Annotated in this window: 27 protein-coding genes; 16 read left to right on the top strand and 11 right to left on the bottom strand. The window is 49.9% G+C overall.

Annotated elements, in window-relative coordinates; translation table 11 throughout:
* Positions 1 to 2: 2 nt before the first annotated feature.
* The 6 genes from O6P33_RS04165 to rsxA are packed head-to-tail and all read right to left on the bottom strand — an operon-like array spanning position 3 to position 5,492.
* The gene (locus tag O6P33_RS04165) at positions 3 to 716 is read right to left on the bottom strand and encodes an electron transport complex subunit E (protein ID WP_269818986.1); all 714 of its coding nucleotides are present in this window, start codon (positions 714 to 716) and stop codon (positions 3 to 5) included.
* The gene (gene rsxG, locus O6P33_RS04170; RefSeq protein ID WP_269818987.1) at positions 713 to 1,357 is read right to left on the bottom strand and encodes an electron transport complex subunit RsxG; all 645 of its coding nucleotides are present in this window, start codon (positions 1,355 to 1,357) and stop codon (positions 713 to 715) included. Before rsxG ends, O6P33_RS04165 begins: the two co-directional genes overlap by 4 nt.
* 2 nt (positions 1,358 to 1,359) lie before the next feature.
* Positions 1,360 to 2,391, bottom strand: coding sequence for an RnfABCDGE type electron transport complex subunit D (locus tag O6P33_RS04175; RefSeq protein WP_269818988.1), 1,032 nt, complete (start codon positions 2,389 to 2,391; stop codon positions 1,360 to 1,362).
* A gap of 31 nt (positions 2,392 to 2,422) precedes the next feature.
* Positions 2,423 to 4,339, bottom strand: a complete 1,917-nt coding sequence (gene rsxC, locus O6P33_RS04180) for an electron transport complex subunit RsxC (RefSeq protein WP_420094961.1) — start codon at positions 4,337 to 4,339, stop codon at positions 2,423 to 2,425.
* A complete protein-coding gene (gene rsxB, locus O6P33_RS04185; protein ID WP_269818989.1) occupies positions 4,336 to 4,911 on the bottom strand; it encodes an electron transport complex subunit RsxB in 576 nt (191 codons plus the stop codon). The genes rsxC and rsxB overlap by 4 nt, the downstream gene beginning before the upstream one ends.
* A complete protein-coding gene (rsxA, locus tag O6P33_RS04190; RefSeq protein ID WP_269818990.1) occupies positions 4,908 to 5,492 on the bottom strand; it encodes an electron transport complex subunit RsxA in 585 nt (194 codons plus the stop codon). Before rsxA ends, rsxB begins: the two co-directional genes overlap by 4 nt.
* Positions 5,493 to 5,804: 312 nt before the next feature.
* On the opposite strand from rsxA, the gene O6P33_RS04195 reads away from it, so the two are divergent.
* From O6P33_RS04195 to O6P33_RS04220, 6 genes are all read left to right on the top strand, one after another.
* Positions 5,805 to 7,454 (top strand): methyl-accepting chemotaxis protein, encoded by a 1,650-nt coding sequence (locus O6P33_RS04195; RefSeq protein WP_269818991.1) that lies wholly within the window; start codon positions 5,805 to 5,807, stop codon positions 7,452 to 7,454.
* A 453-nt stretch (positions 7,455 to 7,907) separates the two neighbouring features.
* The gene (locus O6P33_RS04200; protein WP_269818992.1) at positions 7,908 to 8,216 is read left to right on the top strand and encodes a DUF485 domain-containing protein; all 309 of its coding nucleotides are present in this window, start codon (positions 7,908 to 7,910) and stop codon (positions 8,214 to 8,216) included.
* Positions 8,213 to 9,874 (top strand): cation/acetate symporter ActP, encoded by a 1,662-nt coding sequence (actP, locus tag O6P33_RS04205; protein ID WP_269818993.1) that lies wholly within the window; start codon positions 8,213 to 8,215, stop codon positions 9,872 to 9,874. Before O6P33_RS04200 ends, actP begins: the two co-directional genes overlap by 4 nt.
* Positions 9,875 to 10,103: 229 nt before the next feature.
* A complete protein-coding gene (locus tag O6P33_RS04210) occupies positions 10,104 to 10,478 on the top strand; it encodes a DUF6746 family protein (protein WP_269818994.1) in 375 nt (124 codons plus the stop codon).
* Positions 10,479 to 10,590: 112 nt separating this feature from the next.
* A complete protein-coding gene (locus O6P33_RS04215) occupies positions 10,591 to 11,022 on the top strand; it encodes a MarR family transcriptional regulator (RefSeq protein ID WP_269818995.1) in 432 nt (143 codons plus the stop codon).
* A complete protein-coding gene (locus O6P33_RS04220; RefSeq protein ID WP_269818996.1) occupies positions 11,019 to 12,443 on the top strand; it encodes a DHA2 family efflux MFS transporter permease subunit in 1,425 nt (474 codons plus the stop codon). The genes O6P33_RS04215 and O6P33_RS04220 overlap by 4 nt, the downstream gene beginning before the upstream one ends.
* 18 nt (positions 12,444 to 12,461) lie before the next feature.
* Here O6P33_RS04220 and O6P33_RS04225 read toward each other — a convergent pair whose 3' ends face one another.
* The 5 genes from O6P33_RS04225 to O6P33_RS04245 all read right to left on the bottom strand — a co-directional run bounded on the left by O6P33_RS04225 (position 12,462) and on the right by O6P33_RS04245 (position 19,149).
* Positions 12,462 to 12,932: an RNA methyltransferase gene (locus O6P33_RS04225; protein WP_269818997.1), complete on the bottom strand. Its 471-nt coding sequence runs from the start codon at positions 12,930 to 12,932 to the stop codon at positions 12,462 to 12,464.
* Between the two features lie 135 nt (positions 12,933 to 13,067).
* Positions 13,068 to 14,591, bottom strand: a complete 1,524-nt coding sequence (locus O6P33_RS04230; RefSeq protein WP_269818998.1) for a fumarate hydratase — start codon at positions 14,589 to 14,591, stop codon at positions 13,068 to 13,070.
* Between the two features lie 191 nt (positions 14,592 to 14,782).
* Positions 14,783 to 15,697, bottom strand: coding sequence for an acyltransferase (locus O6P33_RS04235; RefSeq protein ID WP_269818999.1), 915 nt, complete (start codon positions 15,695 to 15,697; stop codon positions 14,783 to 14,785).
* Between the two features lie 153 nt (positions 15,698 to 15,850).
* Positions 15,851 to 17,938, bottom strand: a complete 2,088-nt coding sequence (gene pta / locus O6P33_RS04240; protein ID WP_269819000.1) for a phosphate acetyltransferase — start codon at positions 17,936 to 17,938, stop codon at positions 15,851 to 15,853.
* Between the two features lie 17 nt (positions 17,939 to 17,955).
* Complete coding sequence (locus O6P33_RS04245) at positions 17,956 to 19,149, bottom strand: acetate kinase (protein WP_269819001.1); 1,194 nt, start codon at positions 19,147 to 19,149, stop codon at positions 17,956 to 17,958.
* Between the two features lie 207 nt (positions 19,150 to 19,356).
* Here O6P33_RS04245 and O6P33_RS04250 point away from each other — a divergent pair, with 207 nt between their 5' ends.
* From O6P33_RS04250 to hisD, 10 genes are all read left to right on the top strand, one after another.
* Positions 19,357 to 19,842 (top strand): FKBP-type peptidyl-prolyl cis-trans isomerase, encoded by a 486-nt coding sequence (locus O6P33_RS04250; RefSeq protein ID WP_269819002.1) that lies wholly within the window; start codon positions 19,357 to 19,359, stop codon positions 19,840 to 19,842.
* 213 nt (positions 19,843 to 20,055) lie between these two features.
* Complete coding sequence (locus tag O6P33_RS04255; protein WP_269819003.1) at positions 20,056 to 20,865, top strand: ABC transporter ATP-binding protein; 810 nt, start codon at positions 20,056 to 20,058, stop codon at positions 20,863 to 20,865.
* Positions 20,866 to 21,663 (top strand): lipid asymmetry maintenance ABC transporter permease subunit MlaE, encoded by a 798-nt coding sequence (mlaE, locus tag O6P33_RS04260; RefSeq protein ID WP_269819004.1) that lies wholly within the window; start codon positions 20,866 to 20,868, stop codon positions 21,661 to 21,663.
* Positions 21,663 to 22,124, top strand: coding sequence for an outer membrane lipid asymmetry maintenance protein MlaD (gene mlaD / locus O6P33_RS04265; RefSeq protein WP_269819005.1), 462 nt, complete (start codon positions 21,663 to 21,665; stop codon positions 22,122 to 22,124). The genes mlaE and mlaD overlap by 1 nt, the downstream gene beginning before the upstream one ends.
* 5 nt (positions 22,125 to 22,129) lie before the next feature.
* Positions 22,130 to 22,765: an MlaC/ttg2D family ABC transporter substrate-binding protein gene (locus O6P33_RS04270; RefSeq protein WP_269819006.1), complete on the top strand. Its 636-nt coding sequence runs from the start codon at positions 22,130 to 22,132 to the stop codon at positions 22,763 to 22,765.
* Positions 22,762 to 23,094, top strand: a complete 333-nt coding sequence (locus tag O6P33_RS04275; RefSeq protein WP_269819007.1) for an STAS domain-containing protein — start codon at positions 22,762 to 22,764, stop codon at positions 23,092 to 23,094. The genes O6P33_RS04270 and O6P33_RS04275 overlap by 4 nt, the downstream gene beginning before the upstream one ends.
* Before the next feature lie 56 nt (positions 23,095 to 23,150).
* A complete protein-coding gene (locus O6P33_RS04280) occupies positions 23,151 to 23,390 on the top strand; it encodes a BolA family protein (RefSeq protein ID WP_269819008.1) in 240 nt (79 codons plus the stop codon).
* 21 nt (positions 23,391 to 23,411) lie between these two features.
* Positions 23,412 to 24,677, top strand: coding sequence for a UDP-N-acetylglucosamine 1-carboxyvinyltransferase (murA, locus tag O6P33_RS04285; protein WP_269819009.1), 1,266 nt, complete (start codon positions 23,412 to 23,414; stop codon positions 24,675 to 24,677).
* A gap of 4 nt (positions 24,678 to 24,681) precedes the next feature.
* On the top strand, positions 24,682 to 25,311 hold the full coding sequence (gene hisG / locus O6P33_RS04290; RefSeq protein ID WP_269819010.1) for an ATP phosphoribosyltransferase: 630 nt from the start codon (positions 24,682 to 24,684) through the stop codon (positions 25,309 to 25,311).
* 127 nt (positions 25,312 to 25,438) lie between these two features.
* Entirely contained in the window at positions 25,439 to 26,752 is a 1,314-nt protein-coding gene (hisD, locus tag O6P33_RS04295; protein ID WP_269819011.1) for a histidinol dehydrogenase, read from the top strand.
* The last annotated feature ends 3 nt before the right edge of the window (positions 26,753 to 26,755 follow it).

The raw sequence follows: 26,755 nt of genomic DNA on the forward strand, positions 1-26,755 counted from the left end.
CCTTAATCAACTACACCAGTGACGCGCACACGGCGATTGGCTGTTGAGCTTGCAACGGTATCCTGACTGGCAATATGTTCGGCGTAGTACTGATCAATCCAGTTCTTTAAGGCGATTAATAGACCCAGTACGAGAAAAGCCCCAGGCGGTAAAATTGCCAGTAAAAATCCTTTGTAATCTTCAAAGACCACAATCTGCCAGTGTTCAGCAATGCTGCCAAACAGCAGGTGCATATTGGTAAATAGCATGCCAGTGCCCAGCAGCTCGCGGGTGGCACCGATTACCACTAGCACCAAGCCAAAACCAACGCCCATCATTAAGCCGTCATAACTGGCCCGCAGTACGGTGTTTTTAGCGGCAAAGGCTTCAGCGCGACCTAAGATCACACAGTTAGTGGTGATCAGCGGAATAAAGATTCCGAGAATTAAAAACAACTCGTAGGTGTAGGCTTGCATCAGTAATTCAATGCAGGTGGTTAGCGCGGCAATAATCATGACAAAGGCGGGTAAGCGCACAGCATTGGTGACTGCGTTACGGATTAACGACACTGCGGCGTTAGAGCAGATAAGAACCAGCGCTGTGGCAATGGCCAAGCCCAAGGCGTTGACCGTTGAGTTGCTGGTGCCAAGCAATGGGCATAAACCGAGCAGCTGCACTAAGCCCGGGTTGTTTTTCCATAAACCATTGATACTGATTTCACGAAATGACACGCTCATGGCTGACTCTCCGCGGTATTTAAGTGGGCAAATAGCTGGGCATGGTTTTGGTCAAAATACTGCAAGGCTTTATGCACTGCGTTTACGACGGCGCGTGGGGTAATGGTTGCGCCGGCAAACTGATCAAAGTCACCATGGTCTTTTTTCACCGCCCAGCCTTGTTGATTTGGCTGGGTTAGGCTTTTGCCATCAAAGCTTTTAATCCAGGGGCTTTTTGCCAGTTCAATACGGTCGCCCAAGCCTGGGGTTTCTTTGTGCTGTAAGACGCGGACGCCGCTGAGATTGCCCTCTGCAGTAATGCCAATTAACAGCTGGATGCTGCCGCTGTAGCCATCGGGAGCACGGGCTTGCAGGATAACCGCTGCAGGCTCACCCTCAGCACTGGCAATGTAGGCTGGGGTTTCTGTGGTGTGGCCTAGTAGCGGTTCATTTAAGTAAATAACATTATCGAGAAGGGCGTTGTCGTAGCTGTGTGCGGGTAAAATTTCGCCCAGAGCGCGAATTTGCGCCTCACGCTCGGCTGTGGCAATGCGGCCTTTGGTGGTTTGTTGAGTGATGGCAACCACTGCGACAGTCACGGCGGCAAAGACAGCGAGCACCAGACTGTTTTTAAGCATTGAACGGCTGAGTTCAGGCAGCATCTTTACTCTCCTGACTTAAAGCCACGCTTCGCGGCTTGGTGTCCATAGGTGCGTGGACGAGTGAAGTAATCAATGGTTGGTGCGCATAAATTCATCAGTAACACGGCAAAAGCCACGCCGTCTGGATAGCCGCCCCAAGCGCGAATAATATAAATCAGTACACCAACGCCGGCGCCAAAAATCAAACGGCCCTGCACACTGGTCGCACCGCTAACGGGGTCAGTGACGATAAAAAATGCGCCCAGCATAGTCGCGCCGCTCAGTAGGTGAAATAAAGGCGAGCCGTGCGAGTCAGAACCGCTGCCGTTCCAAAACAGCACACTCATAATAAATAGAGCGGCGAGCATGCCGACGGGTGCATGCCAGCTAAAGAGTTTCTTGTGTAATAAATACAGGCCGCCTAATAAGAAAGCCAGGTTCACCCATTCACTGCTGTAGCCAGCGAAGATGCCAAAGGCAGGGTTAGTGCTCCATAACTCTTGAATGGTCAGGCTGTTATTGGTTTTAAGGGCATCAAGGACGGTCGCTTGGCTCCATGCATCGGGAAATGCTTGACCAAAAAACACGTGTTGAAGGCCTTGCATGGCGTCGACACTGTGCGCTGCTGGCCAAATGGTCATATCCACAGGGAAAGACACTAACACGACAACATAGCCAAGCATGGCTGGGTTAAATGGATTTTGTCCCAGGCCGCCAAAGAGTTGTTTGCCAAATACCACAGCAAAACCTGTGGCAACCGCCACTAACCACCAAGGCGAATAGGGCGGCAGTGCTAGAGCCAGCAGTAAGCCTGTGACAAGCACGCTGCCATCTTTGAGAAAAAACGTCACTGGACGCTGGCGTAATCTGAGAATAGCCGCTTCAAACAGCAGCGCAAAGCTGCAGGCTAAAGCAATATTGAGTAATGGGCCGATGCCATAAAAGTAACTCAGCGCGAAAACACCAGGCACTGTGGCGGCTATCACCAAAAGCATAACCCGCTGAGTGCGATTAGCACCTGTAGCGTGTGGTGAGGTAATGCGGGGCAGCGTCATCGATACTCCAAAATAAGGCTAAAGCGCAGTACTAAACGCTGGCTTCTTCGGTTTGATTTAGTTTGGCTAAGTCTTGCTCAGCTTCGGTCAACTCATCTTGCAGAGCACTTAAGGTCTCAGCCGGGGCTTCACTGCGCTCGGCTTTACGCAATGCGGCGCGCTTCATGGCAACGGCAATTTTAGCTTTTTTCAGTGCTTGTTCGGTGGCGCTGGGTTCTGCTTTCGCTGTTTTGCCGGTGCTCGCTGTGGTTGTGGCGGCTGGAGTGGCAGCGCTCAATGCTTGCTTGGCTTGTGCTGCAGCGACACGCAGTTGCTCAACCTGCGATTGCAACTCTTCGGTGCCGTGAATTTCGAGCTGCTTTTCAGCTTTGCGTAACGCCACTTGCGCCATGCTGGCAGCAATTTTTAAGCGTTTTACTTCAGCTTCTGCAGCACCAGTCTGAGCATCGTTGGCGGAGCCGGATGCCTGGGCTTGAGCTTCTTTTTTTGCACGCTCGGCTTTGCTGCGGGCTAAACGCTCAGCACGGGCTTGGCGCTCGGCTTCTTTACGCTCTTCCTCTAGGCGTAGACGTTCTTGGCGAAACTCAAAGCGTTCTTTGGCGTGTTCAGCTTTGGCTTGTTTTTGTGCCTGTTCACGAATATCGGCTTTGGCCGAGCGGTAATACTGCACGAGCGGGATGCTCGAGGGGCACACATAAGCACAGGCGCCGCACTCAATGCAGTCAAATAAATTGTGCGCTTGCAGTTGCTCGTGATCCTCGCCAAGCGCATAAAAGTGCAGTTGCTGAGGTAATAAATTTGCTGGGCAGACCTCGGCGCAATCACCGCAACGGATACAAGGCATCGCCGGTGCTGGAGGCGGTAGCTCTGCGGCGCTGGCCGCCAGCAGGCAGTTGGTGGTTTTAATCACCGGTGCCGCCAGTGACGTTAAGGTGAAGCCCATCATGGGGCCACCAAGCACGAGACGGTTGAGCTGTGCCTGTTGCAGGCCGGCAAACTCAAGCAGATCAATGACCGGCGTGCCGATTAAGCACTCGACATTCATCGGGTTTTGTAACGCTTGCCCAGTTAGTGTAGTAATCCGTGAAATAAGTGGTTTACCTGCAATCACGGCATCATGCACGGCCACTACAGTCCCAACGTTTTGGCAGAGAATGCCCAGTTGCGCCGGGAGTTGTGCTGAGGGCACTTCTTGCCCTGTGAGAATTTGAATTAACTGACGCTCGCCACCGGATGGATAAATGGTTGGAATAGCCACAACATGGTAGCTGCGCCCTGCGTTGGCTTGGCGTACCGAGGCGAGGGCTTCAGGCTTATTATCTTCAATGGCAATCAGCACGTTTTCGGGCTGGAGTATGTGCACTAAAATATCAATGCCGAGCATAAGCTGGTTTGCTTTCTCGCGCATCAGCACATCATCTGCGGTGATATAGGGCTCGCACTCAGTGCCATTGATAATCAGCGTGCGGATTGGCTGCTCTGCTCTGGGCGAGAGTTTCACCACCGTTGGAAAGCCTGCTCCACCTAAGCCGCTGATGCCTGCTTGGCGAATTTTTTCCAATAACTCTGCCGCTGTAAAATCAGTGAAGTTGGCCGCGGGCTGCAGCTCGCACCAGGTTTCTAAACCATCGGTATCAATCACAATGGCATCAAGTAATTGCCCTGAAGCGTGGGGGTAGGGCTGCGGGCCAATAAAACTGACAATGCCAGAGCTTGGCGCATGGACTGCAGCGCTAATAAGATTGCTGGAGTCTGCAATTAATTGGCCTTTACGTACGTAGTCGCCAACCTTAACGCAGGCTTGCGCGCTACTGCCTACATGTTGCAGTAAGGGCACAATTAACTGCTTAGCTAAAGGCGCACTAACGATGGGAGTCTGGTTGGAGAGGGTTTTGCACTCCGGCGGATGGACGCCGCCACGCAAAGGGTGGATAGGCCAACTGCTCATGATAAAGACTCCCGATCGGTAGCAATCAGTGTGCCGGGTGCCAAAGGCTGATCCCATTTCCAAGTTTGTAAGGTGTCGGGCACTGGTAGCATATCAATACAGTCGACTGGGCACGGCTCCACACACAGATCACAGCCGGTACACTCGTCAGCAATGACGGTATGCATTTGCCGGGCTGCGCCTAAAATTGCATCTACGGGGCAGGCTTGAATGCATTTAGTACAGCCAATGCATTCTGCTTCACGAATAAAGGCCACCATTTGTGGTTTTTCACCTTCCACGGCGTCAAGCGGCTCTGGCTCTACATCTAATAGTTCAGCAAGGGCTTGAATCGTCGTTTCACCACCCGGTGGGCATTTATTGATTTTATCGCCAGCGGCAATGGCTTCCGCATAAGGCTTGCAGCCCGGATAGCCACACTGGCCGCACTGGGTTTGCGGCAGTAAAGCGTTAATTTGCTCAGCGATAGGATTGCCTTCCACGCGAAAACGCACGGCAGCAAAGCCTAGGATGGCACCGAATATTAAGCTCAACGCCACTAACGCGGCGATTGCGATAAACACCATGCTCATAGTTTGATTAAACCACTAAAGCCCATAAAGGCTAATGACATAAGACCCGCCGTGAGCATGCCAATGGCGGCCCCTTGGAAAGGTTTTGGCACATCGGCAATAGCGATTCGCTCGCGCATGGCGGCAAACAGCACCAGTACTAAAGAAAAACCAATACCTGCAGCAAAGCCATTAACGCTGGCCTGAATAAAGGTGTATTCGCTGCGGTTGGCATTTAAGAGGGCCACACCCAGAACAATACAGTTAGTCGTAATTAAGGGTAGGAAAATACCCAGTACGCGATACAGCATCGGGCTGGTTTTATTCACCACCATTTCTGTGAACTGCACCACCACGGCAATGACCAGAATAAAACTGATCGTGCGTAAAAAATCTAAATCAAAAGGTTTGAGGATGTACTGCTGAACTAAATAACTGCAAATAGATGCCAAGGTCAGGACGAAGGTGGTGGCTAGGGATAAGCCAATGGCGGTCTCAACCTTTTTGGAAACGCCCATAAACGGGCACAGACCAAGGAACTGTACCAACACAAAATTGTTTACCAGTATGGCGCTGACCATAATAAGTAAGAGTTCGCTCATAAAGAATTCTAGGACGTGGCCGTTAAAAAGTAAGAGGCTTATTATCGTGCAGGTCGATATAGCGTACAAGTAGGATTTATAGCTTCTTTAAGTCCTTTTAGGTCTAAGGCTATGGTTTATAGGCTGAAATGTGAAAAATAATAGTTTTTGCTAGGCAAGTGTGACGTTATGACGCGCACGAAGTTTGATAGCATACTGCCACTGATGAGTCGGCGAGTAAGTTGGGCATGATACTACTGCTGAAAAGCCTCGCTCTAAAAATTAACATTGCCAATTGAGAGTGCGCTGCTCGCTGGCAGCGGAAGGGAATACATGCTTAATAAAATCACTTTTAAAGCTCGACTTATCTTGCTAACGGCAATTTCGGTGCTGCTAATTGCATTGGTTGCTGCTGTGGGGCTGATGGGGATTAAAGATTTAAACAAGGCGCTAGAAGATATCTACCAAGAAAATATGGTGCCGATGAAACTGCTGGATAATGTTTTCTCTGATATTAACGGTACTCGAACACAACTACTGCTGGCGTTGCAGCATGCACCAGACTCGCCATTTTATGATCTGCATGATCATCCTTTGAGTTTACACCTTGATACCATTAAAGAAGGGCAGGCACGGAATCAAGCGGCTTGGCAGGAGCTAGATGCTCTGGGCTTTACGGGTGCTGAGTTGCAGATGTACGAAACTTTAAGAGCGCGTGTAAGGGTCTTGCGCCAAGAGTCAGTGGATCTTGTTGTGCAAGCAATCCATGATCGCGACTTTTATCGTGCCAACCAAGTGATTTTAACTAAAGTTAACCCCGCCGTGACTGCAGTGCGTGAGGTTATGGTTGAGTTGTCGAATCACTTAATGGTTGATGCGCAAGAGGCTTATAGCAAGGGTGAACAGCGTTATCAGCAAACGCTCAAGCTCTTTGCCTTTGTCTTAATTATTGGTGGTGGTCTGTTATTGTTGCTGGCCTTGCGGGTTATTCTCAGTATCCAACAGGCGGTTAAACTGCTGCGTGAGGCTTCGGAAAAAATTGCCTCTGGTGATACTACGGTGCGGGTTGCCTATCCTGGTAATGATGAGCTGCGCTCAGTGGCGCAAGCCTTTAATCACATGGGTGAGCGTTTTCAAAGTGCCTTACATGATGTGGGGCGCTCAGCTGAGCAGCTGGCAGCGGCCAGTGAGGAAACCTCAGTGGTGACAGAAAACACCAGTGAGAGCATGCGCAAGCAGCAAAATGAAATCTCTCTAGTGGCCACAGCAATGAATGAAATGCATGCCACAGCCAATGAGGTGGCGCAAAGTGCTAGCTTGGCAGCAGATGCCGCGCACCATGCTGATGAAGAAGCGTTGGTGGGGCGCGATGTTTCCTTGCAAACCATTGAGGCCATTGAAAGCCTAGCGTCTGCGGTTGAGCATGCCACTGGTGTGATTGAAGCGCTGGCCAAAGACAGTGAAGAAATCGGCAGTGTGCTGGATGTGATTCGTAGCATTGCCGAGCAGACCAACTTGCTGGCGCTCAACGCTGCTATTGAGGCCGCTCGGGCTGGTGAGGCCGGGCGTGGTTTTGCTGTGGTTGCCGATGAGGTACGAACTTTAGCCTCGCGCACGCAAAACTCCACTGAAGAAATCAACAATATGGTTACGCGCTTACAACGTGGCGCGGTGCAAGCTGTGGAGGCGATGGAGGCTGGGCGCACAGAGGCGCGTGCTGGGGTTGAGCAAACGCTAAAAACCACTGCCTGCTTAGAGTCGATTGTGAAAGCCATTAGCACCATTAATGATATGAACGTGCAAATTGCGAGCGCAGCCGAAGAACAGAGCGCGGTGAGTGAAGAAATTACCCGTTCAGTGGTCGCCATCGACGATTTAACCACTGAGACAACCGATGGTGCGATACAAACGACTGAAGCCAGCCATGAAGTGGCACGTTTAGCCAGTGCTTTACAAGAGCTGCTCGGGCGCTTTAAAACATAACAATAACCAGCACGCCCAAAACGCTAGGGTTGTATTTAAGGTGCTGTTGCCAATGACAGCACCTTAATCTTGAGCGTTTTTTTGATTCTTTAGTCTATTTTTCTATGGTAGATATCCTATATTCACTGCTTTTCTGGGCTGCTGCTTTAGGATTTAGACCAAGGTAGGCTGTTCCTCAGCGCTACATTCTTTACATTAGCAATCCTGTGTATGCAGTGCAGAAGCGGTTCGCTGCTGAGTGTTGGATACGTCTCAGTTTAAGAGCTTGGATGGGTTCAGCAATTTCTTCCGAGTTTTAAAACGAGGAATAGGCAGTAAAGAATCACAATAAATGTATACGTTCAATGCGCGGCGGTAAGCGTTATTGCCCGTGTCCTGCATGTAAGTGATAACAATAAAATACACTCAAAATAGCGCAGCTATACGCATGCTCGATTGAGTAGGAGAAGTTAAATGCAAGATACAATTGTTGAGAAGGTGCTTAAGCACCCAAAGTATGCGGAGCTAGTACGGCGTCGAACCCGGGTGAGTATGATTTTTTTTGCGGTAGCTTTGGCTATTTACTCAGGGTTTATTTTAACTCTGGCGTACTTGCCTGAAGTCTTCGCGCAACCTCTAGGTCCAGGCTGGACCATGAGTGTGGGTGTTTTTACCGGGATTCTGGTGGTCTTTAGTGCGGTTATTATGATCGCTTTATACACCTACTTCTCGAATAAAATATTCGACCCACTCTTGAGTGCGATTATGAGGGACGTGGAATGAAAAAGTTTCTTTTAAGCACAGCTTTGCTTTCCATGTTTGCTCAGCCAGCTTTTGCTGCTACAGGGCAAGCCAATACCTCGGCAATTGTTATGTTTTTGGTGTTTATCGCCGGAACCATGGTGATTACTTGGTGGGCTGCACGTAAAACACAAACCACTTCAGACTTCTATACCGCTGGTGGTGGTATTTCTGGTTTCCAGAATGGCTTGGCCATTGCCGGTGACTATATTTCTGCTGCGTCCTTCTTGGGTATTGCCGGTATGGTGTATGTCAGTGGTTTTGACGGCATCATTTATGCGATTGGCTTCCTCTTTGGTTGGCCGGTGGTGATGTTCTTAGTTGCTGAGCGTTTGCGTAACCTTGGACGCTTTAACTTTGCTGACGTAACTGCGTTCCGTTTAGAGCAAACACCAATGCGTGTTCTAGCGGCCAGTGCTTCACTGCTAATTATTGCTCTGTACCTGATCGCGCAAATGGTTGGTGCGGGTAAGTTGATCGTGTTGCTGTTTGGCATCGAGTACAACTATGCCGTGGTTATCATTGGTACGCTAATGATGATTTATGTGTTCTTTGGCGGTATGACTGCAACCACATGGGTACAAATCATTAAAGCAGTATTGATGCTTGCCGGTGGTACCTTGTTAGCAGGGTTGGTACTCATGGCCTTTAACTGGAACCCAGATACTATGCTGGCTGAAGCAGTTAAAGTGCATCCGTCTGGATCAGAGTTGATGGCGCCTGGTGCTGCAGTAAGCAGCAACCCATTGAACGCACTGTCACTTGGTTTGGCTCTAGCCTTTGGTACAGCAGGTTTGCCACATATTCTGATGCGCTTCTTCACTGTATCCAGTGCTCAAGATGCTCGTAAATCAGTAATTTGGGCCAGTAGCTTTATCGGTTACTTCTACTTGCTGACCTTTATCATTGGCTTTGGTGCGATTGCCTTGCTGGTTCGTCACCCTGAGTACTTTAATGGCTTGATGGCTGATAACAGCAACATGTTAACCACGCTGATTGGTGGTACCAACATGGCTGCGGTGCACTTGGCTAACGCTGTTGGTGGTAGCTTGCTGCTAGGCTTCTTGGCTGCGGTAACTTTCGCAACCATCGTTGCGGTAGTGGCCGGTCTAGCTCTAGCAGGTGCTGCGGCGATTGCTCACGACTTGTACGCCAACGTTATTGCTCGTGGTCGTTCAACTGAAAAACAAGAAATGCGTATTTCTAAGATTTCCACGCTGGTGCTGGGTGTCTTGGCAGTATTGCTGGGTATTGTTTTCGAACAGCAGAACGTAGCCTTCATGGTTGGTTTAGCCTTCGCCATTGCCGCAAGTGCTAACTTCCCAGTGTTGGTGCTGTCGATCTCTTGGCGCGGATGTACGACTCGTGGCGCAACCATCGGTGGTTTCTTAGGTCTAGCCTTTGCCACCCTGTGGGTTGTTCTGAGTAGCACAGTTTGGGTTGACGTATTTGGTAACGCGGAAGCAATCACACCGTTCCCGAACCCAGGTATCTTCTCGATTCCATTGGCGTTCTTTACGATCTGGTTCTTCTCAGTTACTGATAAGAGTGCCCGTGCAGATAAAGAGCGTGATGCATTTACTGCACTGACTGTACGCAGTCAGACAGGTATCGGTCGCTCTGGTGCACAGGATCACTAAGTGAGACTGTCTAACGGTTAACTCAATCGTTACGCTAAAAATACCCCGACTGGTTCGGGGTATTTTTTTGTGGTTAGAAAAGTTATGAGCATTGGTTAAGATCGGTCAATCAAGTTTAAAAGTATGAGCTGTCGTTTTAAAATAACAATTAACGCTAATGATAATGATTGCTATTTGTATGGCGGTTTGTTAAATTTGCTCGCACACAAAACCTCACTAAGGGCAAAGCATGAAAAACTTAATCAAGGGTGCAGTACTAGCGGTTAGCTTGGCAGTTGCAGGGGTTGCCGTTGCCGATGCTGAACGTCCAGATCACTTTAAAGGCGTGGCATCACCTGACCTGCAAACTGCAGTAGCAAACTTTTCTGAGTACAATAATCGTCTTGAAACAGCACTGGCTGCTGAGTTGACCAATGAAAACCTGCAGGCTATCCATGAGCTGACCTACACTTTAGAAAATGCTCTGGAAAAAATTAACAGCGAGCTAGAAGAGCTGGCTGAAACATTAGAAGAGGTGCATATCGCCTCAGAAACCTACAAGCGTGATGACTTGCAGAAAGTTGCGCCGGTTTACTTAGAAACCGCACGTATCATCGTTAAGTAATGACTGCGCAGCCTCCGCTTTATACGACATAAGACGGAGGAACTGTTGTCGCAGGGTGTTTTAATCTAGGTATACTTAGTCTGCTCACGATTAGCTTGGAGACTTCGTAACCATGTATGAACAGCACCGTTTTGGAATGCAGCTCACGCAATTATCCCGTGCGTGGCGTGCTGAACTGGATAGGCGCTTAGCTGAGCTTGGACTGTCTCAAGCACGCTGGTTAGTATTACTGCACTTGGCGCGGGACAAGGCTCTGCCCACGCAAGGTGAGTTGGCCTGCAGTGTTGGTGTTGAAAATCCCACCTTAGCTCGATTGCTAGATGCCTTAGAGGCACAGCAGCTCATCGAGCGGCAAACAGATGAGCAGGATCGTCGGGTTAAAAAAATTGCCCTGACCGACGCGGCAATCCCCTTAATTGCAGAAATCGAAGTGATTGCCACTGGATTACGCCGAGAAATTTTCGCGGGTTTGACTGAGCAAGACATTCAAACCTGTCAGCAAATACATGCGCAAATGTTGGCAAATTTAGAAAAGAATACATGAAACGAGATCTTGCCAGTTTAAACGCACGTTTTGGCGCCCTGTACCGTGTCTGGTTATTAGGTGTACTGATGTTGGGCAGCATGGTAATGGTGTTGTCCTCGACCAGCATTAACGTGGCACTACCGGCCATTATGGATGAGTTTAGTATGGGCCGTCCGCTGGCGCAGTGGTTGGCAACGGGTTTTCTCGCGGCAATGACTGCAGGCTTATTGCTGGCAGCTTGGGCACAGGCTAAGTTTGGCTCGCGCTTAACAGTGCAGTTCAGTATCGGTTTGTTTGTCGTATGCTCAGTGCTGGCGTTGATGGCCACCGCGGGTTGGCAACTGATTATCTTGCGTATTTTGCAAGGGGGCTCTGCGGGCATTATTCAGCCATTAGCAACAGTGCTTATTTTTCGCGTGTATGCCGGCGGTGGGCGTGGCGCAGCTTTAGGTATGTACGGCCTTGGCTTAATGATTGCACCGAGTATTGGGCCGACAGTGGGTGGTTATTTAGTCGATCATTTTGGTTGGATGTCTGCGTTCTGGTTACCTTTACCCGTATGTTTTGTGTTGATGCTAGCGGGGCATTGGCTCCTACCTGATGAGCAAAATCCCAACTCGAGACGCTTGGATGTGCTGTCTTTTGTCATGCTGACGACCGCCATCTTTGCTGGTCTTGCGGCTATTTCTGAAGGGCCACGGTATGCCTGGGGTGATTGGCGCGTTGTGACGCTTGCGCTGATTACTGCAGCCTGTGCACTGGTGTTTTTTATTCGCACGCTGCGCAGTAAAAAGCCCATTTTGCATTTGCGTTTATGGCGTTTGGCTGCTTTTCGACGTGCCAGCTGGGTAGCCTTGGCGTTAGGCTTAGGTCTGTATGGCTCGACCTATTTAATCCCATTATTTCTGCAAACTATCAACGGCTACAGCGCTGGTGACGCTGGGGTGTTGTTATTGCCGGCAGGTATTTTGCTTGGCTTAGCTTCCTTTGCGAGCGGCTGGCTGTGTGACCGCATCGCTATTGTTTGGCTGTTGTGTGCAGGCTTATTTCTCTTTGCCTTGTCAGCTGTGTGGTATGGCATTTGGGGGGCTAGCAGCGGTTTTTTATGGTTGTGTGTGATTGCCAGCTTAGGGCGCATGGGTATTGGCTTGATTATGCCAGCGTTGAGCATGGCTTCTTTGGACAGTCTCACTGTCGATGAGTTGCCCTATGGTGCTGGCGCTGTGACCTTTGTGCGGCAGTTGGGTGGGGCTTTTGGGATTAACTTATTAACCGTGTATCTAGAGTGGCAATATAAGTCGTTGGGCGGTGACTTTGTGGCCGAAACTCTGGCGTTTGAGCGTACTTTTATCGTGCTGGGCTTGGCTTTTCTACTGGCGTTATGGCCTGCGTGGCGCCTACGCAAGCTGCCGAAACCGAATAAAAAATCAGCGGTTTAACCCGCTTTGGCTATAAGGCTACTTAAACAGCGGGCCTGACTTGGTATTTAAGCCTTTGGCAAGGCGATCGTAGAGCACGACATTAACGGTTGCCGCCAAGTTCATGCAGCCGTTGGTGGGGATATACACCACGTCCTCACACCAATCACGAATTTCTTTATCCAGCGAGCCATCTTCTGGGCCGAAGATATATAAAGCACGGTCGGGGTGGGTGTACTCTGGTAAGGGGCGTGCGCCCTCCACCAGTTCAATGGCTACTGGAGTGCAGCCCAGCGGTAGAATCTTGCGCAGGTCATCAATGTTGATCAAGGGCACATCTTGGTGCACTTTTTTGGTGTCGGTTATAAAGTCTTTAGCGCGGTCATAACGCACACCGGTATAAAACACGCTATTGACGCCGTAGCAGCCGGCGGCACGCATAATTGAGCCAACATTGGTTGGTGATTTTGGGTTGCTCAAGGCGATACAACTGTAACGGCGGTTGGCCACGGGCGTGTACTCTTAGTTTGTGTGCAGCCAGGCCTTGGAGCTTTGCTCAGTGTATAAGGCGCAGTTGCGAATAAATAAAAAGGCCGAGAACTGAGTCTCGGCCTCGATGCTGTTTAGAGGTCGTTGCTGTTGGGTTTATTCAATCTCAACGGCTAAGCTGTCAGCGATCTTTTTCTGCCATAGGGCAGGACCAGTGATATGTACTGACTCACCTGAGGTATCCACCGCAACGGTTACCGGCATATCTACTACATCAAACTCGTAGATGGCTTCCATACCCAGTTCAGGGAAGGCGGCAACCCGTGATTTCTTAATGGCCTGCGCGACTAAGTAAGCTGCACCGCCGACGGCCATCAGGTAGACCGCTTTATTGTCTTTAATGGCTTCAATGGCAATAGGGCCGCGCTCAGATTTACCAATCATGCCCAACAAGCCTGTGCTTTCAAGGATTTGACGGGTGAATTTGTCCATCCGTGTAGCAGTGGTGGGGCCGGCCGGTCCGACCACTTCATCGCCGACTGGGTCAACCGGGCCCACGTAGTAGATAAAGCGACCTTTGAGGTCCACTGGTAGCTCTTCACCATTGTTGAGCATATCCACCATACGCTTGTGCGCCGCATCACGGCCGGTAAACATCTTACCGTTGAGCAGGACTGTTTCACCGGGTTTCCAGCTTTGTACTTCTTCTGGCGTTAAGGTATCTAGATTGACGCGGCGTGCGGAAGGACCGGCTTCCCACACGATATCCGGGAAGGCATCCAAAGATGGCGCTTCAAGTACTGCCGGACCTGAACCATCGAGGGTAAAGTTGGCGTGACGGGTGGCGGCGCAGTTAGGGATCATGCACACTGGCAAAGAAGCTGCGTGGGTTGGGTAGTCCATGATTTTTACATCAAGTACGGTGGTGAGACCGCCCAAGCCTTGAGCGCCAATACCCAGTTGGTTGACCTTCTCAAACAGTTCTAAGCGGATTTCTTCTACGCGGTTTTGTGCGCCACGGGCTTGCAGTTCATGGATATCAATGGATTCCATCAGCACTTCTTTGGCCATCACCGCAGCTTTCTCTGCAGTACCGCCAATACCAATGCCGAGCATGCCTGGTGGACACCAGCCCGCACCCATTTTTGGCACTGTCTCTAACACCCAGTCAACGATGGAGTCGGACGGGTTGAGCATGGCCATTTGCGCTTTGTTTTCTGAACCGCCACCTTTGGCTGCGATATCAAATTCAACGGTGTTACCCGGCACGATAGAGTAGTGAATAACGGCTGGGGTGTTGTCTTTGGTGTTGCGACGCGCACCGGCTGGGTCAGCTAAAATTGAAGCGCGCAAAACGTTTTCGGGTAACTGGTAAGCACGGCGCACGCCTTCGTTGATCATGTCATCGAGGCTCATGGTCGCGCCATCCCAGCGTACATCCATGCCCACACGGACGAACACGGTGACAATACCGGTGTCTTGGCACAATGGACGGTGGCCAGTGGCGCTCATGCGGGAGTTAATCAAAATCTGCGCCATGGCATCTTTAGCTGAGGCTGACTCTTCGCGTAAATAGGCCTCATGCATGGCTTCAATAAAGTCGAGCGGGTGGTAATAAGAAATAAACTGCAAGGCGTCAGCAACGCTTTGGATCAAATCATCTTGCTTAATAACGGTCATGAAACGCTCCTCTAGTGTGAAGGGAACATCAAGTGCTTTTAACGAGCAGACTCGGTGTAGATGAGCAGGCAGTGGGTACGCTAAAGAGACTTAACGCACAGTGCAGGCGCTTGAATTAAGCGACCAAGTATAGCGCGCATCACCAGTGTTCGCCCAGTGGCGCGCTATCGACTATGGTGGCAAGTGGCTTTTTAGCTGTTTGGCTTTGACTGCTCGGCGTTGATTATCTGGGTTAGGAGTTGGTCTTTGTCTTGCCAAAGTTGATTGACCCAGTCTTGGAATTGGGCGCGGTACTGCATGTTTTGATCGTAGCTTTGGCCAATGAATTGCTCTGGGATGGGTAGCACCTCGACCCGCATCACAATGCGCTGAATTTTTCCGCTGAGCAGGTCCCATAGTCCGGGTTTACCCTGCGGGTAATACAGGGTGACATTGACTAGACCGTGCAGTTGCTCGCCCATCGCATCCAGCACAAAAGCAATGCCGCCAGCCTTGGGTTTTAACAAGTGCTGAAAAGGAGAGTTCTGCTGCTGGTGTTTTTCTGGGGTGAAGCGTGTGCCTTCTAAGAAGTTAAAGACCGAGACTGGATTGGTTTTATAACGCTCACAGGCTTTGCGTGTGGTGATAAGGTCTTGGCCTTGTTTTTCTGGGTGCTTAGCAAGGTAGGCTTTGCTGTAGCGTTTCATGAAAGGAAACTCCAGTGCCCACCAGCACAAGCCAATCACCGGCACCCAAATCAGTTCTTTTTTTAAGAAAAATTTGAGAAAGGGTAGGCGGCGGTTAAATTGATATTGCAGGGCGAGAATATCCACCCAGCTTTGGTGGTTGCTGGTTACGAGCCATGAATGGGTTAGGTCAAGTTGCTCTAACCCTTCAACATCCCATTCGATGGGCTGTACGAGGCGCATCCAGAACGAGTTCACCGCAATCCATGATTCGGCAATCCAGTGCATGGCAAAGCGTAAGGCGCGCTGAATGGGAGCAAAAGGTAAAATCAGCTTTAATAAAGCCAAGGCAAACAATGGCCAGCACCAAAATAGAGTATTGAGTGCCAAAATTGATGAAGCAATTATGCCTCGTACTAAGGACGGAAGAACGTGCAGCATAAAAGCAATACCTCAGGATAATGCGCTCAGCGCGGCATAAACATATGATTTTATCCGAGTATGGTTATCGTTTCAGTGCTGAAGTGCAAGCATTGCATGAGACTTAAGAGTCACTGCGCAGGACGCAACAGTGACTCTTAATGCCGGTCTTGCTTAAGGCATATTCGCCGCTTGAATCGCAGTTAAAGCAATGGTGAAGACAATGTCGTCAACCAAAGCACCGCGGGATAGATCGTTGACTGGCTTGCGCAAGCCTTGCAGCATGGGACCAACGCTGATGACGTTAGCACTGCGCTGTACGGCTTTGTAAGTGGTGTTGCCGGTGTTTAGATCAGGGAAAATAAACACAGTGGCGCGACCTGCAACTAAGCTGTCCGGTGCTTTTGAGCGGCCTACGCTTTCAATGCTGGCAGCATCGTATTGCAGTGGACCATCGATTGGTATATCCGGATTACGCTCTTGCGCGATGCGTGTTGCTTCGCGAACTTTTTCTACTTCAGCACCGGTACCTGAGTCACCGGTTGAGTAGCTGATCATCGCAACACGGGGATCAATACCAAAGGCTTGCGCCGATTCAGCACTTTGCAGAGCAATTTCAGCCAGTTGTGTGGCATTGGGATCAGGGTTCACTGCGCAGTCACCGTACACCAGCACTTGGTCAGGCAGCAGCATAAAGAATACTGACGACACCAAGTTGTAGCCTGGTGCAGTTTTAATCAATTGCAGAGCAGGGCGGATGGTGCTGGCCGTGGTATGCACAGCGCCAGAAACTAAACCGTCAACTTCATCTTCTGCCAGCATCATGGTGGCTAACACCACAGTATCTTCCAGTTGCACATTGGCCAGTTGCGGGGTTAAGCCTTTGTCTTTACGCAGCTCTACCATGGGCGCGATAAAGCGCTGGCGAATGCTATCTGGGTCGATAATTTCTAAGTCAGCTGGCAAATCAATGCCTTGTGCTTTAGCAATCGCGTGTACTTCATCAGGCTTAGCAATCAGCACGCAACGGGCGATGCCACGTTTTTGGCAAATTGCCGCCGCTTGAATAGTGCGCGGCTCATTACCCTCAGGTAAGACAATGCGCTTGTTGGCTGCTTGTGCGCGTTTAACCAGTTGATGGCGAAACGCTGGCGGTGATAACAACAATTGGCGTGTGGTTTTGCAGCGCGCGGCGAGCCAGTCTTGGTCCAAGTGGCCAGCAATGTAGTCGGTCACTGCTTTGGCCCGCTCGGTATCGCTGATTGGAATACCTTTGTACAAACGGGTTAGGTTGTAAGCAGTATCGTAAGAGCCAGTGGGTACGCTCATAACTGGTAAGCCGCCTTTAAGGGCGCGCTCACCAATATCTATAATGCTGGGGTTGGGCGTTAGGTCACCGGTCAATAATAAACCGGCCAATAACACTCCGTTCATTTCCGCCAAGCTGGTGGCTAAAATAATATCGTCACGGTCACCCGGGCACACCACTAACACACCAGGCTGCAGTAAAGGCACGATATTGGCCACGGTGCGTGAGCAAAGAATGACTTTTTGGACGCGACGTTGCTCAATATCACCGGTATTGTGCACTTTAGCTTTGATCAACTCAGCGAAGTCGCTGGTGCGGGCATTGTTGAGCTCTTCTTTGGCTGCAATACAGCCAATGAGGTGCAGGTCGCCTTTGCGCAGTGCCGGTAGGTGGCTTTTTAAACGCTCAATAAAGCCGGCAATTGGCGCGTCATTTACTTTGTTAATAATAACGCCAAGTACTTTTGGATCCTTGGTGCCACCAAACAGCTGTGCTTGCATTTCAATGCGGTCGGACAGCTCGTTAAGGTCATCGCTGGTGGGGGCACTGACTAAAATCACTTCAGCATCAAGGGTTTTAGCTAAATAGGCGTTGATCCGCTCAGCGTAGTTGGCTTGGCGTGAGGGGGTCATGCCCTCAACAATAATAATGTCGTACTCAGCTTGAATTTGCTGATGCATGCTGACAATTTCTTCCATCAGCTCATCGAGCTGGCCATTACCGATCAAGCGTTCAACATAAGCTAAAGACAAGGCTTTGGGCTGGCGAATGCCGTGCGCTGCTTCCATTAATGCGCTGGAACGTTCAGGGCCGGTGTCACCGGAATGCGGCTGAGCGATGGGTTTAAAGAAACCAACTTTTAAGCCAGAGCGTAAAAGACTTTGAACAACACCGAGGCTAATCGAGGATAAGCCAACGCCAAACCCAGTTGGCGCAAGTAAAAATGTATGCATGAATCAAACGTCCTGTATTAAGCGTGAGCGTCGATTAAAGCCAGAGTTTCAATAGCAATCTGGCGTTCTTCGTTGGTTGGGATGACCAATACGCGCGGGTGGTTTTCGGCACTGATGATACCGCCTTCACCGCGTACACACTTCTGGTTGGCTGCTTCGTCCAGCTTAAAGTTGAATAGGCGCATGTAGTCGAGGGTTTTGCTGCGCACTAAGCTGGCATTTTCACCAATGCCGCCAGTGAAAATAAGGCCGTCAAGCCGTGGTAAAGCGCAGGCCATACCGGCTAAAGACTTCGCTAAGCGGTAGCAGAAAACTTCAATAGCCAGAGTGGCGCGCTCATCACCTTTTTCTCGCGCTTCGATTAAGGTGCGCATATCGTTGGATAAGCCCGACAGACCCAATAGGCCACTTTCTTTGGTTAATACGGTTTCAATGCGCTGGGTGTCCCAACCTAAAGTGCGGGCGAGGTGGTTGTGCAGGCTTGGGTCAACATCGCCACTGCGGGTGCCCATCACTAAGCCTTCCAGTGGTGTTAAGCCCATACTGGTGTCTAAACTTTCACCGTTGACTACTGCAGCAGTGGAGCAGCCGTTGCCTAAGTGGGCGGTGAGCCAGCAGCTATCTTCTACAGGCAAGCCCGTCATGACGGCAGCTTTACGGCTGACATACATATGACTGGTGCCGTGGAAACCATAACGGCGCACGTTGTGGTCAGTGTATAAATGCTCTGGTACCGCATAGCGGTAAGCATGGGCAGGCATGGTTTGGTGGAATGCGGTATCAAACACAGCCACCTGGGTGAGCTCTGGATACAGCGCCATAGCCGCTTCAATACCAATTAAGCCAGCTGGGTTGTGCAAGGGTGCCAGTACCGCAGCGCGGCGAATCACATCAATAACTTCGCGGTTTAATGCTGAGGCTTCAGTAAAGTGCGCACCGCCATGCACCACACGGTGACCAATGCCAGTCAGCTTTCCTTGGCTGGCTTTTTGTACTAAAGGTAATAAGCGCTCGAAGGCTTCTTTATGGTCTGCGCCATGCAGCTGTGCAACATGTTTTTCATCACCTAACTGCCAGTTCAATACAGCATCGCTGCTGCCTAAGCGCTCGGCTAAGCCTTGGATTGGAAATTGCTCGCTGTCTTCATTGACTAAAGCAAATTTAATTGACGAGCTGCCGCTATTAATAACCAGTACATTTCGAGACGACATTGGTAATCCTTGTGATACAGAAGTAAGAGTTGGATGCGACCGAATACTGATATTTATAAAGGCCGGATCATTTATAAGGTTTCCCAATCTTCATGGCGGCATAAGGTTAGGTCAAGTCTGCATTGGTCTATTTATTCTAAAGTCGCATTACGTCGCATGAGTAGGTAAACTTTCGCTTACATTCATTCTGATAAAGGTTTTTATTTTATGCTGATCGCCGACCAACACGTTGTCGCCATTGACTATACGCTTACAAACGAAGCTGGCGAAGTGATTGACAGTTCTGCAGGTGCAGAGCCGTTGGTTTATTTGCATGGCGCAGGCAATATTATTGCTGGTTTAGAAAACGCATTGACCGGCAAAGCTGTCGGCGATGAGCTGGAAGTCAGTATCGAGCCACAAGACGCTTACGGTGAGTACAGTGCTGAGCTGATCTCTACTATCGGTCGTGAAATGTTTGAAGGCGTTGATGAGCTGCAAGTGGGTATGCAGTTTCATGCTTCAGCACCCGATGGTGGCATGCAGATTGTAACAATTCGCGATATTGATGGTGACGAAGTGACCATTGATGGCAATCACCCGCTAGCCGGCCAGCAGCTTAACTTTAAAGTTAAGATTGCAACCGTCCGCGCTGCCAGCGAAGAAGAAATTGCGCACGGCCATGTGCACGGTGAAGGTGGACACCAACACTGATTGCTAAACTGAGTGCAAATACCCAATAAAGGCACTTTTAAGTGCCTTTATTGTTTTCAGCTGCGGCAAAATGGCGCACAGTTCTGTGCAGTGGCAGTGTTTCTCTATTGGGTGTCAGCCCTGACAGTGCTATATTGCCCCGTTGGTTACAGATGCAATGTTATGTGGGTGCCCCATGTTCCAACAAACTAATCTTATTTAGCGGGAGTTTAAATGTCAGTTGACGATGCTTTCGCCGTAGAGCTTAAAGGCCTGGTCTTTCGCCGCGGCTCACGAAAGATATTCAACAATGTTGATATCAGTTTTCCGCGCGGTAAGGTCACCGGGGTTATGGGACCATCTGGTTGCGGTAAGACAACACTGTTGCGTTTAATGGCCGCTCAACTTAAGCCTGAACAAGGTGAGGTTTGGGTTAACGGACAAAACTTACCTGATTTATCGCGCAGTGATTTATTTGATATGCGCAAACAGTTTGGTGTGCTTTTTCAAAGTGGTGCGCTATTTACTGATTTGAATGTGTTTGAGAACGTTGCTTTCCCGCTTCGGGTGCACACCCAGCTGCCAGATGAAATGATTCGCGACATTGTCTTGATGAAACTGCAGGCGGTGGGTTTACGTGGCGCCGTTGATTTGATGCCCGATGAGTTATCTGGTGGTATGAAACGTCGCGTAGCTTTGGCGCGTGCGATTGCTTTGGATCCAGATATTTTGTTGTATGACGAACCTTTTGTGGGGCAAGACCCAATCGCTAAAGGCGTCTTGGTGCGTTTAATTCGTTTGCTCAATGACGCTTTAGGCATTACCAGCGTGGTTGTGTCCCATGACTTGGCAGAAACCGCCAGTATTGCTGATTACCTCTATGTGATTGGTGACGGTGAGGTGTTAGGACAGGGTACGCCAGATGAGTTAATGAACTCAGATAACCCACGTATTTTGCAGTTTATGCAGGGTATTCCCGATGGTCCAGTGCCATTTCACTTCGCTGCACCGAACTACAGTGATGACTTATTAGGAGGTCGATAAATGTCGCGTAAGACGTTACTGGACCGCCTTGCTCTATTTGGACGTTCTGGTTTAGATATTATCCAGGCCATGGGGCGCTCGCTCGTGTTTCTCTGGAACGTGCTGCTGGGGCGCAGTGGTGCGGGTACCGGTTGGCATTTGCTAATCAAACAGCTGTACTCGGTGGGTGTGCTCTCACTGGCAATTATTATTGTTTCAGGCCTATTTATCGGCATGGTACTGGCACTACAGGGCTATAGCATTCTAGTGGACTTTGGTTCTGAGCAGGCCGTTGGGCAAATGGTTGCGCTGACGTTATTGCGTGAACTGGGCCCCGTAGTGACAGCTTTATTGTTTGCCGGTCGGGCTGGCTCCGCTTTAACTGCGGAAATCGGCAATATGAAATCCACGGAGCAACTCTCCAGTTTGGAAATGATTGGGGTGGACCCGCTTAAATACATTATTGCACCACGCCTCTGGGCTGGGTTTATTTCTATGCCGTTATTGGCCGCGATCTTTTCCGTGGTTGGTATTTGGGGTGGGGCAATGGTGGCTGTGGACTGGCTGGGCGTCTATGAGGGCTCGTACTGGGGCAATATGGTCAGCAGCGTAGATTTTTATAATGATGTGCTCAATGGCGCGATTAAAAGTGTGGTGTTTGCCTTTGTAGTGACTTGGATTGCGGTATTCCAAGGCTATGATTGCGAGCCAACCTCTGAAGGTATCAGCCGAGCCACAACGCGAACCGTGGTCTATGCCTCGTTAGCAGTGTTGGGATTGGACTTTATTTTGACAGCTTTAATGTTTGGAGATTTCTAATGCGAATCCGTGCCGTAGAGATAAGTGTGGGAGTGTTCTTGTTGGCAGGCATCCTCGCATTATTGTTATTGGCTCTCAGAGTCAGTGGCTTAACTGTTGCCAGCAGTGCTGATACTTATAAGTTAACCGCGCACTTTGATAATATTGCTGGCTTAACTACTCGCGCTAAAGTCACTATGGCGGGCGTGACAGTGGGTAAAGTAGTGAGTATTGATTTTGATACCCAAACCTACTCAGCAAAAGTTGTTATGGAAGTGCAGCGTCGTGTCGATAACTTGCCAACCGACACCACAGCTTCGATTTTAACGGCAGGCTTGCTCGGTGAGAAATACATCAGCCTTAGTATCGGCGGCGAAGAAGACGTCTTAGTGGACGGAGATGTGATTTATGACACTCAGTCTTCGTTGGTGCTAGAAGAGTTGATTGGCAAGTTTTTAATGAACACAGTTAATCAGGATTAATCGTTATGTTAGCAATTTTACGTTATAGCCTTTTATCTGCTTTATTGGCCTTTAGCGGTTTCAGTTTTGCCGCAACCGCTGATGCGCGTGCGGTGGTTAAGCAAACCACTGACCGGTTGCTGGCTGATTTAAAAGCCAATAAAGACACCTATCGCAATGATCCAAGTGCATTCTATAACGCCATGGATAGTATTTTAGGCGAAGTGGTGGATGCTGATGGCATTTCTCGCAGTGTCATGACAGTGCGCTACTCGCGCCGCGCTACCCCAGAGCAAATGCAGCGTTTCCAAGAAAACTTTAAGCGCAGCCTGATGCAGTTCTATGGTAATGCCTTGCTGGAGTACGATAATCAAAGCATCCGCGTTTTACCCAACAGTATTGCCCAGGGCGATAAACGCGCCGAAGTACGCATGGAAGTGACGGATAACCAAGGGGTGATTTACCCTGTGTCTTACACCATGGTTGAGGTTGATGGTCAGTGGCGTATGCGTAACGTGATTATTAATGGCATTAACTTAGGCAAACTGTTCCGTGACCAGTTTTCTGAAGCAATGCAGCGTAATGCACAAGACCTTGACCGCGTGATTGATAACTGGGTCGAGACCGTGGCGAAAACACGTGCCGCGCAGGAGGGCATGTGAGTCAGGCCAGTGTGACTGTTGATGAGCAAGGTGTGCTGTACCTGAAGGGCGTACTGGACTACAACACAGGTCCATTGTTGCGCAAACAGGGCCAAGCACTGATTGCGCAAAGTGCAGGCAACGCACTGCAAATCAACTGTTCTGGCGTTGAAAAGTCGAGCAGTGTGGGTTTGGCGTTATTACTGGCTTTTTTGCGTGATGGCCGCGGTGCTGGCAAAGATGTTGAGCTGGTGCAGTTACCAGAAGATATGCGCAAGATCGCCCAAGTCTGTGACTTAACTGAGATTCTCGGAATTGAGCCATGCCGGTTCGCATGCAGTAAAGACTGAATAAATGTTAATGTAGCGGCCGCAGACTATGCCGGCTGCTGTTAATGAGGTTAATTATGCAAGCTGTAGCAGTAAAAGAATTATTAGAAGAGAAATTAGCGAACACCCAAGTTGAGGTTGAGGGCGAAGGCTGCAATTTTCAGCTCAATATTATCAGTGACGAGCTCGCAGCCTTAGGTCCGGTTAAGCGTCAGCAGCAAGTTTATGCTGTGATTAACCCTTGGATTGCTGATGGCAGTATCCACGCAGTTACGATGAAATTTTATACTCGCACGGCTTGGGCCGAACGCTCTTAAAGCAACTCAAAGAGACTCTTAATGGATAAGCTAATTATTAGCGGAGGACATCGTTTAGACGGTGAAATTCGTATTTCAGGCGCAAAAAATGCTGCGTTACCTATTTTAGCAGCGACCTTGTTGGCCAGCGCGCCTGTCACAGTGTGCAATTTACCGCACCTGCATGACATTACCACGATGATCGAGTTGTTTGGTCGTATGGGCATTGAGCCGGTAATTGATGAAAAACTCAGTGTAGAAATTGATCCGCGCACCATTAAAACATTGATAGCACCCTACGACTTGGTGAAAACCATGCGGGCGTCTATTTTAGTGTTAGGTCCTATGGTGGCGCATTTTGGTCAGGCAGAAGTAGCCTTACCAGGCGGTTGTGCAATTGGTTCGCGCCCAGTGGATTTACACATCCGTGGTTTAGAAGCTCTGGGTGCAGAGATCACGGTTGAAGATGGCTACATCAAGGCTAAAGCGCCCGAAGGTGGTTTACGCGGTGGTAATTTCTTCTTTGATATTGTCAGCGTGACCGGTACAGAAAATATTCTCATGGCCGCCACTTTAGCCAAGGGCCGTACCGTTCTTGAAAACGCTGCCCGCGAACCTGAGATTGTCGACTTAGCCAACTGCTTAATAGCCATGGGTGCCAAGATCCAAGGCGCTGGTACCGACACCATTATTATTGATGGGGTGGAAAAGCTCGGCGGCGCACGTTATGTCGTGATGCCAGACCGAATTGAAACCGGCACTTATTTAGTTGCCGCTGCGGTCACTGGTGGTCGCGTTAAGCTTAAAGACACCGATCCCACTATTCTTGAAGCCGTGCTGGCTAAGCTGCAAGAGGCTGGTGCGGAAATCACCACAGGAGAGGATTGGATTGAACTGGATATGCATGGCAAACGCCCAACTGCGGTTAACGTGCGTACGGCGCCATACCCAGCCTTCCCAACCGATATGCAGGCGCAGTTTATTGCCCTGAATGCCTTGGCTGAAGGCACTGGCACGGTCATTGAAACTATTTTTGAAAACCGCTTTATGCATGCTCTAGAAATGCAGCGCATGGGTGCGAAAATTCAAATTGAAGGCAACACCGCAATTGTCACCGGTATCCCCCAGCTGAAAGCTGCACCTGTTATGGCCACTGACTTACGCGCATCTGCCAGCTTGGTAATTGCTGCGTTAATGGCAGAGGGCGATACCCTGATTGACCGCATTTATCACATTGATCGCGGTTACGAATGTATCGAGGAAAAAATGCAACTCCTTGGTGCGAAAATCCGCCGAGTACCGAGCTAGTTTTATGTTAACTATTGCGCTGTCAAAAGGTCGCATTTTAGACGATACCCTGCCGCTATTAGAGCAGGCGGGTATTGTGCCGACTGAAAATCCAGAAAAAAGTCGTAAGCTGATTATTCCCACCACCCGTGACGATGTTCGCTTGCTGATCGTTCGCGCCACTGATGTGCCAACCTATGTTGAATTAGGGGCGGCTGATTTAGGTGTGGCCGGTAAAGACGTATTGCTCGAGTACGGTGGTCAAGGCTTATATGAGCCGCTCGACTTGCAAATTGCACGTTGCAAGTTAATGACTGCCGGCCCCGTTGATACTCCGGAGCCAACTGGGCGTTTACGTGTTGCGACTAAGTTCGTCAATGTCGCTAAGCGTTACTATGCTGAGCAGGGGCGCCAAGTGGATATCATCAAACTCTATGGCTCAATGGAGTTAGCACCCTTAGTGGGTTTAGCCGACAAGATTATTGACGTAGTGGATACGGGGAATACGCTGCGCGCCAATGGTTTGGAGCCACAAGAGCTGATCGCCCACATTACTTCACGCTTAATCGTCAACCGCGCTTCAATGAAAATGAAGCACACTGATATTCAAACCTTGATTGATACCTTAAGTGCTGCGGTAAACGCACGACACTGATAGTAGCCTCTGCTGGTGTGTTGATACACACAGCCTATCTGCGTCATAGCCGAATTGATCGGGTGCCCGCGCAGAAGGTTTGTTAGTCTGGCGGCGCCCGAATGTTTGTTTATTATAGAGGCCCGCTATGACTGCCGGAACTATTACGCGACGTTTAAATGCCCAAGCGACAGATTTCAATACCCAACTTGATCAGCTCCTGAGCTGGGAGAGTGTCTCCGACGCCACTATTAATCAGCGTGTGCTGGATATCATCGATAACGTACGCAGCCGCGGCGATGCAGCACTGATTGACTACACGCGCCAGTTTGATGGCTTAAATGTGGCGCAGATGAGCGACTTAATTTTGCCGCGCGAGCGTCTTGAATTAGCCCTGACGCGCATCACTGCTGAGCAACGCACTGCGTTAGAAACAGCAGCGCAGCGTGTGCGTCAATACCATGAAAAACAAGTGCAAGACTCCTGGCGTTATACCGAAGCTAACGGCACCGTGCTAGGCCAGCAAGTCACACCTTTAGATCGCGCTGGACTTTATGTGCCAGGTGGTAAAGCCTCTTATCCCTCATCGGTGTTAATGAATGCCATTCCTGCCAAAGTTGCAGGGGTACCGGAAGTGGTCATGGTAGTGCCCACGCCGCGTGGTGAAATCAATGAGTTGGTCTTGGCTGCTGCGGCAATTGCCGGGGTGGATCGCGTCTTTACCATTGGTGGCGCACAAGCGGTGGCGGCTTTAGCCTACGGCACAGAAAGTGTCCCACCCGTGGATAAAATAGTAGGGCCGGGCAATATTTATGTGGCCACGGCCAAACGCCATGTGTTTGGCAAGGTTGGCATTGATATGATTGCCGGTCCTTCAGAGATCCTAGTGATTTGCGATGGCAAAACCGATCCCGATTGGATTGCGATGGACCTGTTCTCCCAAGCAGAGCACGATGAAGATGCGCAGTCGATTTTGCTCAGCCCAGATGCGGATTTCTTAGATCAGGTTGAAGCCAGTATGCAGCGCTTACTGCCCACCCTAGAACGTGAAGAGATTGCCCGCATATCGTTGCGCGAGCGCGGGGCTTTGATCCATGTGGCTGATATGGCACAAGCAGTAGCAGTGGCCAATCGCATTGCCCCAGAGCACTTAGAGCTGTCAGTGGAGAACCCAGAGGAGCTCTTGCCGCAGATTCGTCATGCCGGGGCAATCTTTATGGGGCGCTACACTGCAGAAGCCTTGGGTGATTACTGTGCAGGGCCAAACCACGTTTTACCGACCTCAGGAACTGCGCGTTTTTCTTCGCCATTAGGTGTGTATGATTTCCAGAAGCGCTCATCAATTATTTATTGCAGCCCTGAGGGAGCCTCAGAGTTGGGTAAGGTTGCTTCAGTGCTGGCCCGTGGTGAGTCATTAACTGCCCACGCACGTTCAGCAGAATACCGTATTAAAGCCGATTAAAAC

Origin of the sequence: Denitrificimonas caeni (assembly GCF_027498055.1) — a bacterium.
In the GTDB taxonomy this organism is placed as follows: Bacteria; Pseudomonadota; Gammaproteobacteria; order Pseudomonadales; family Pseudomonadaceae; genus Denitrificimonas.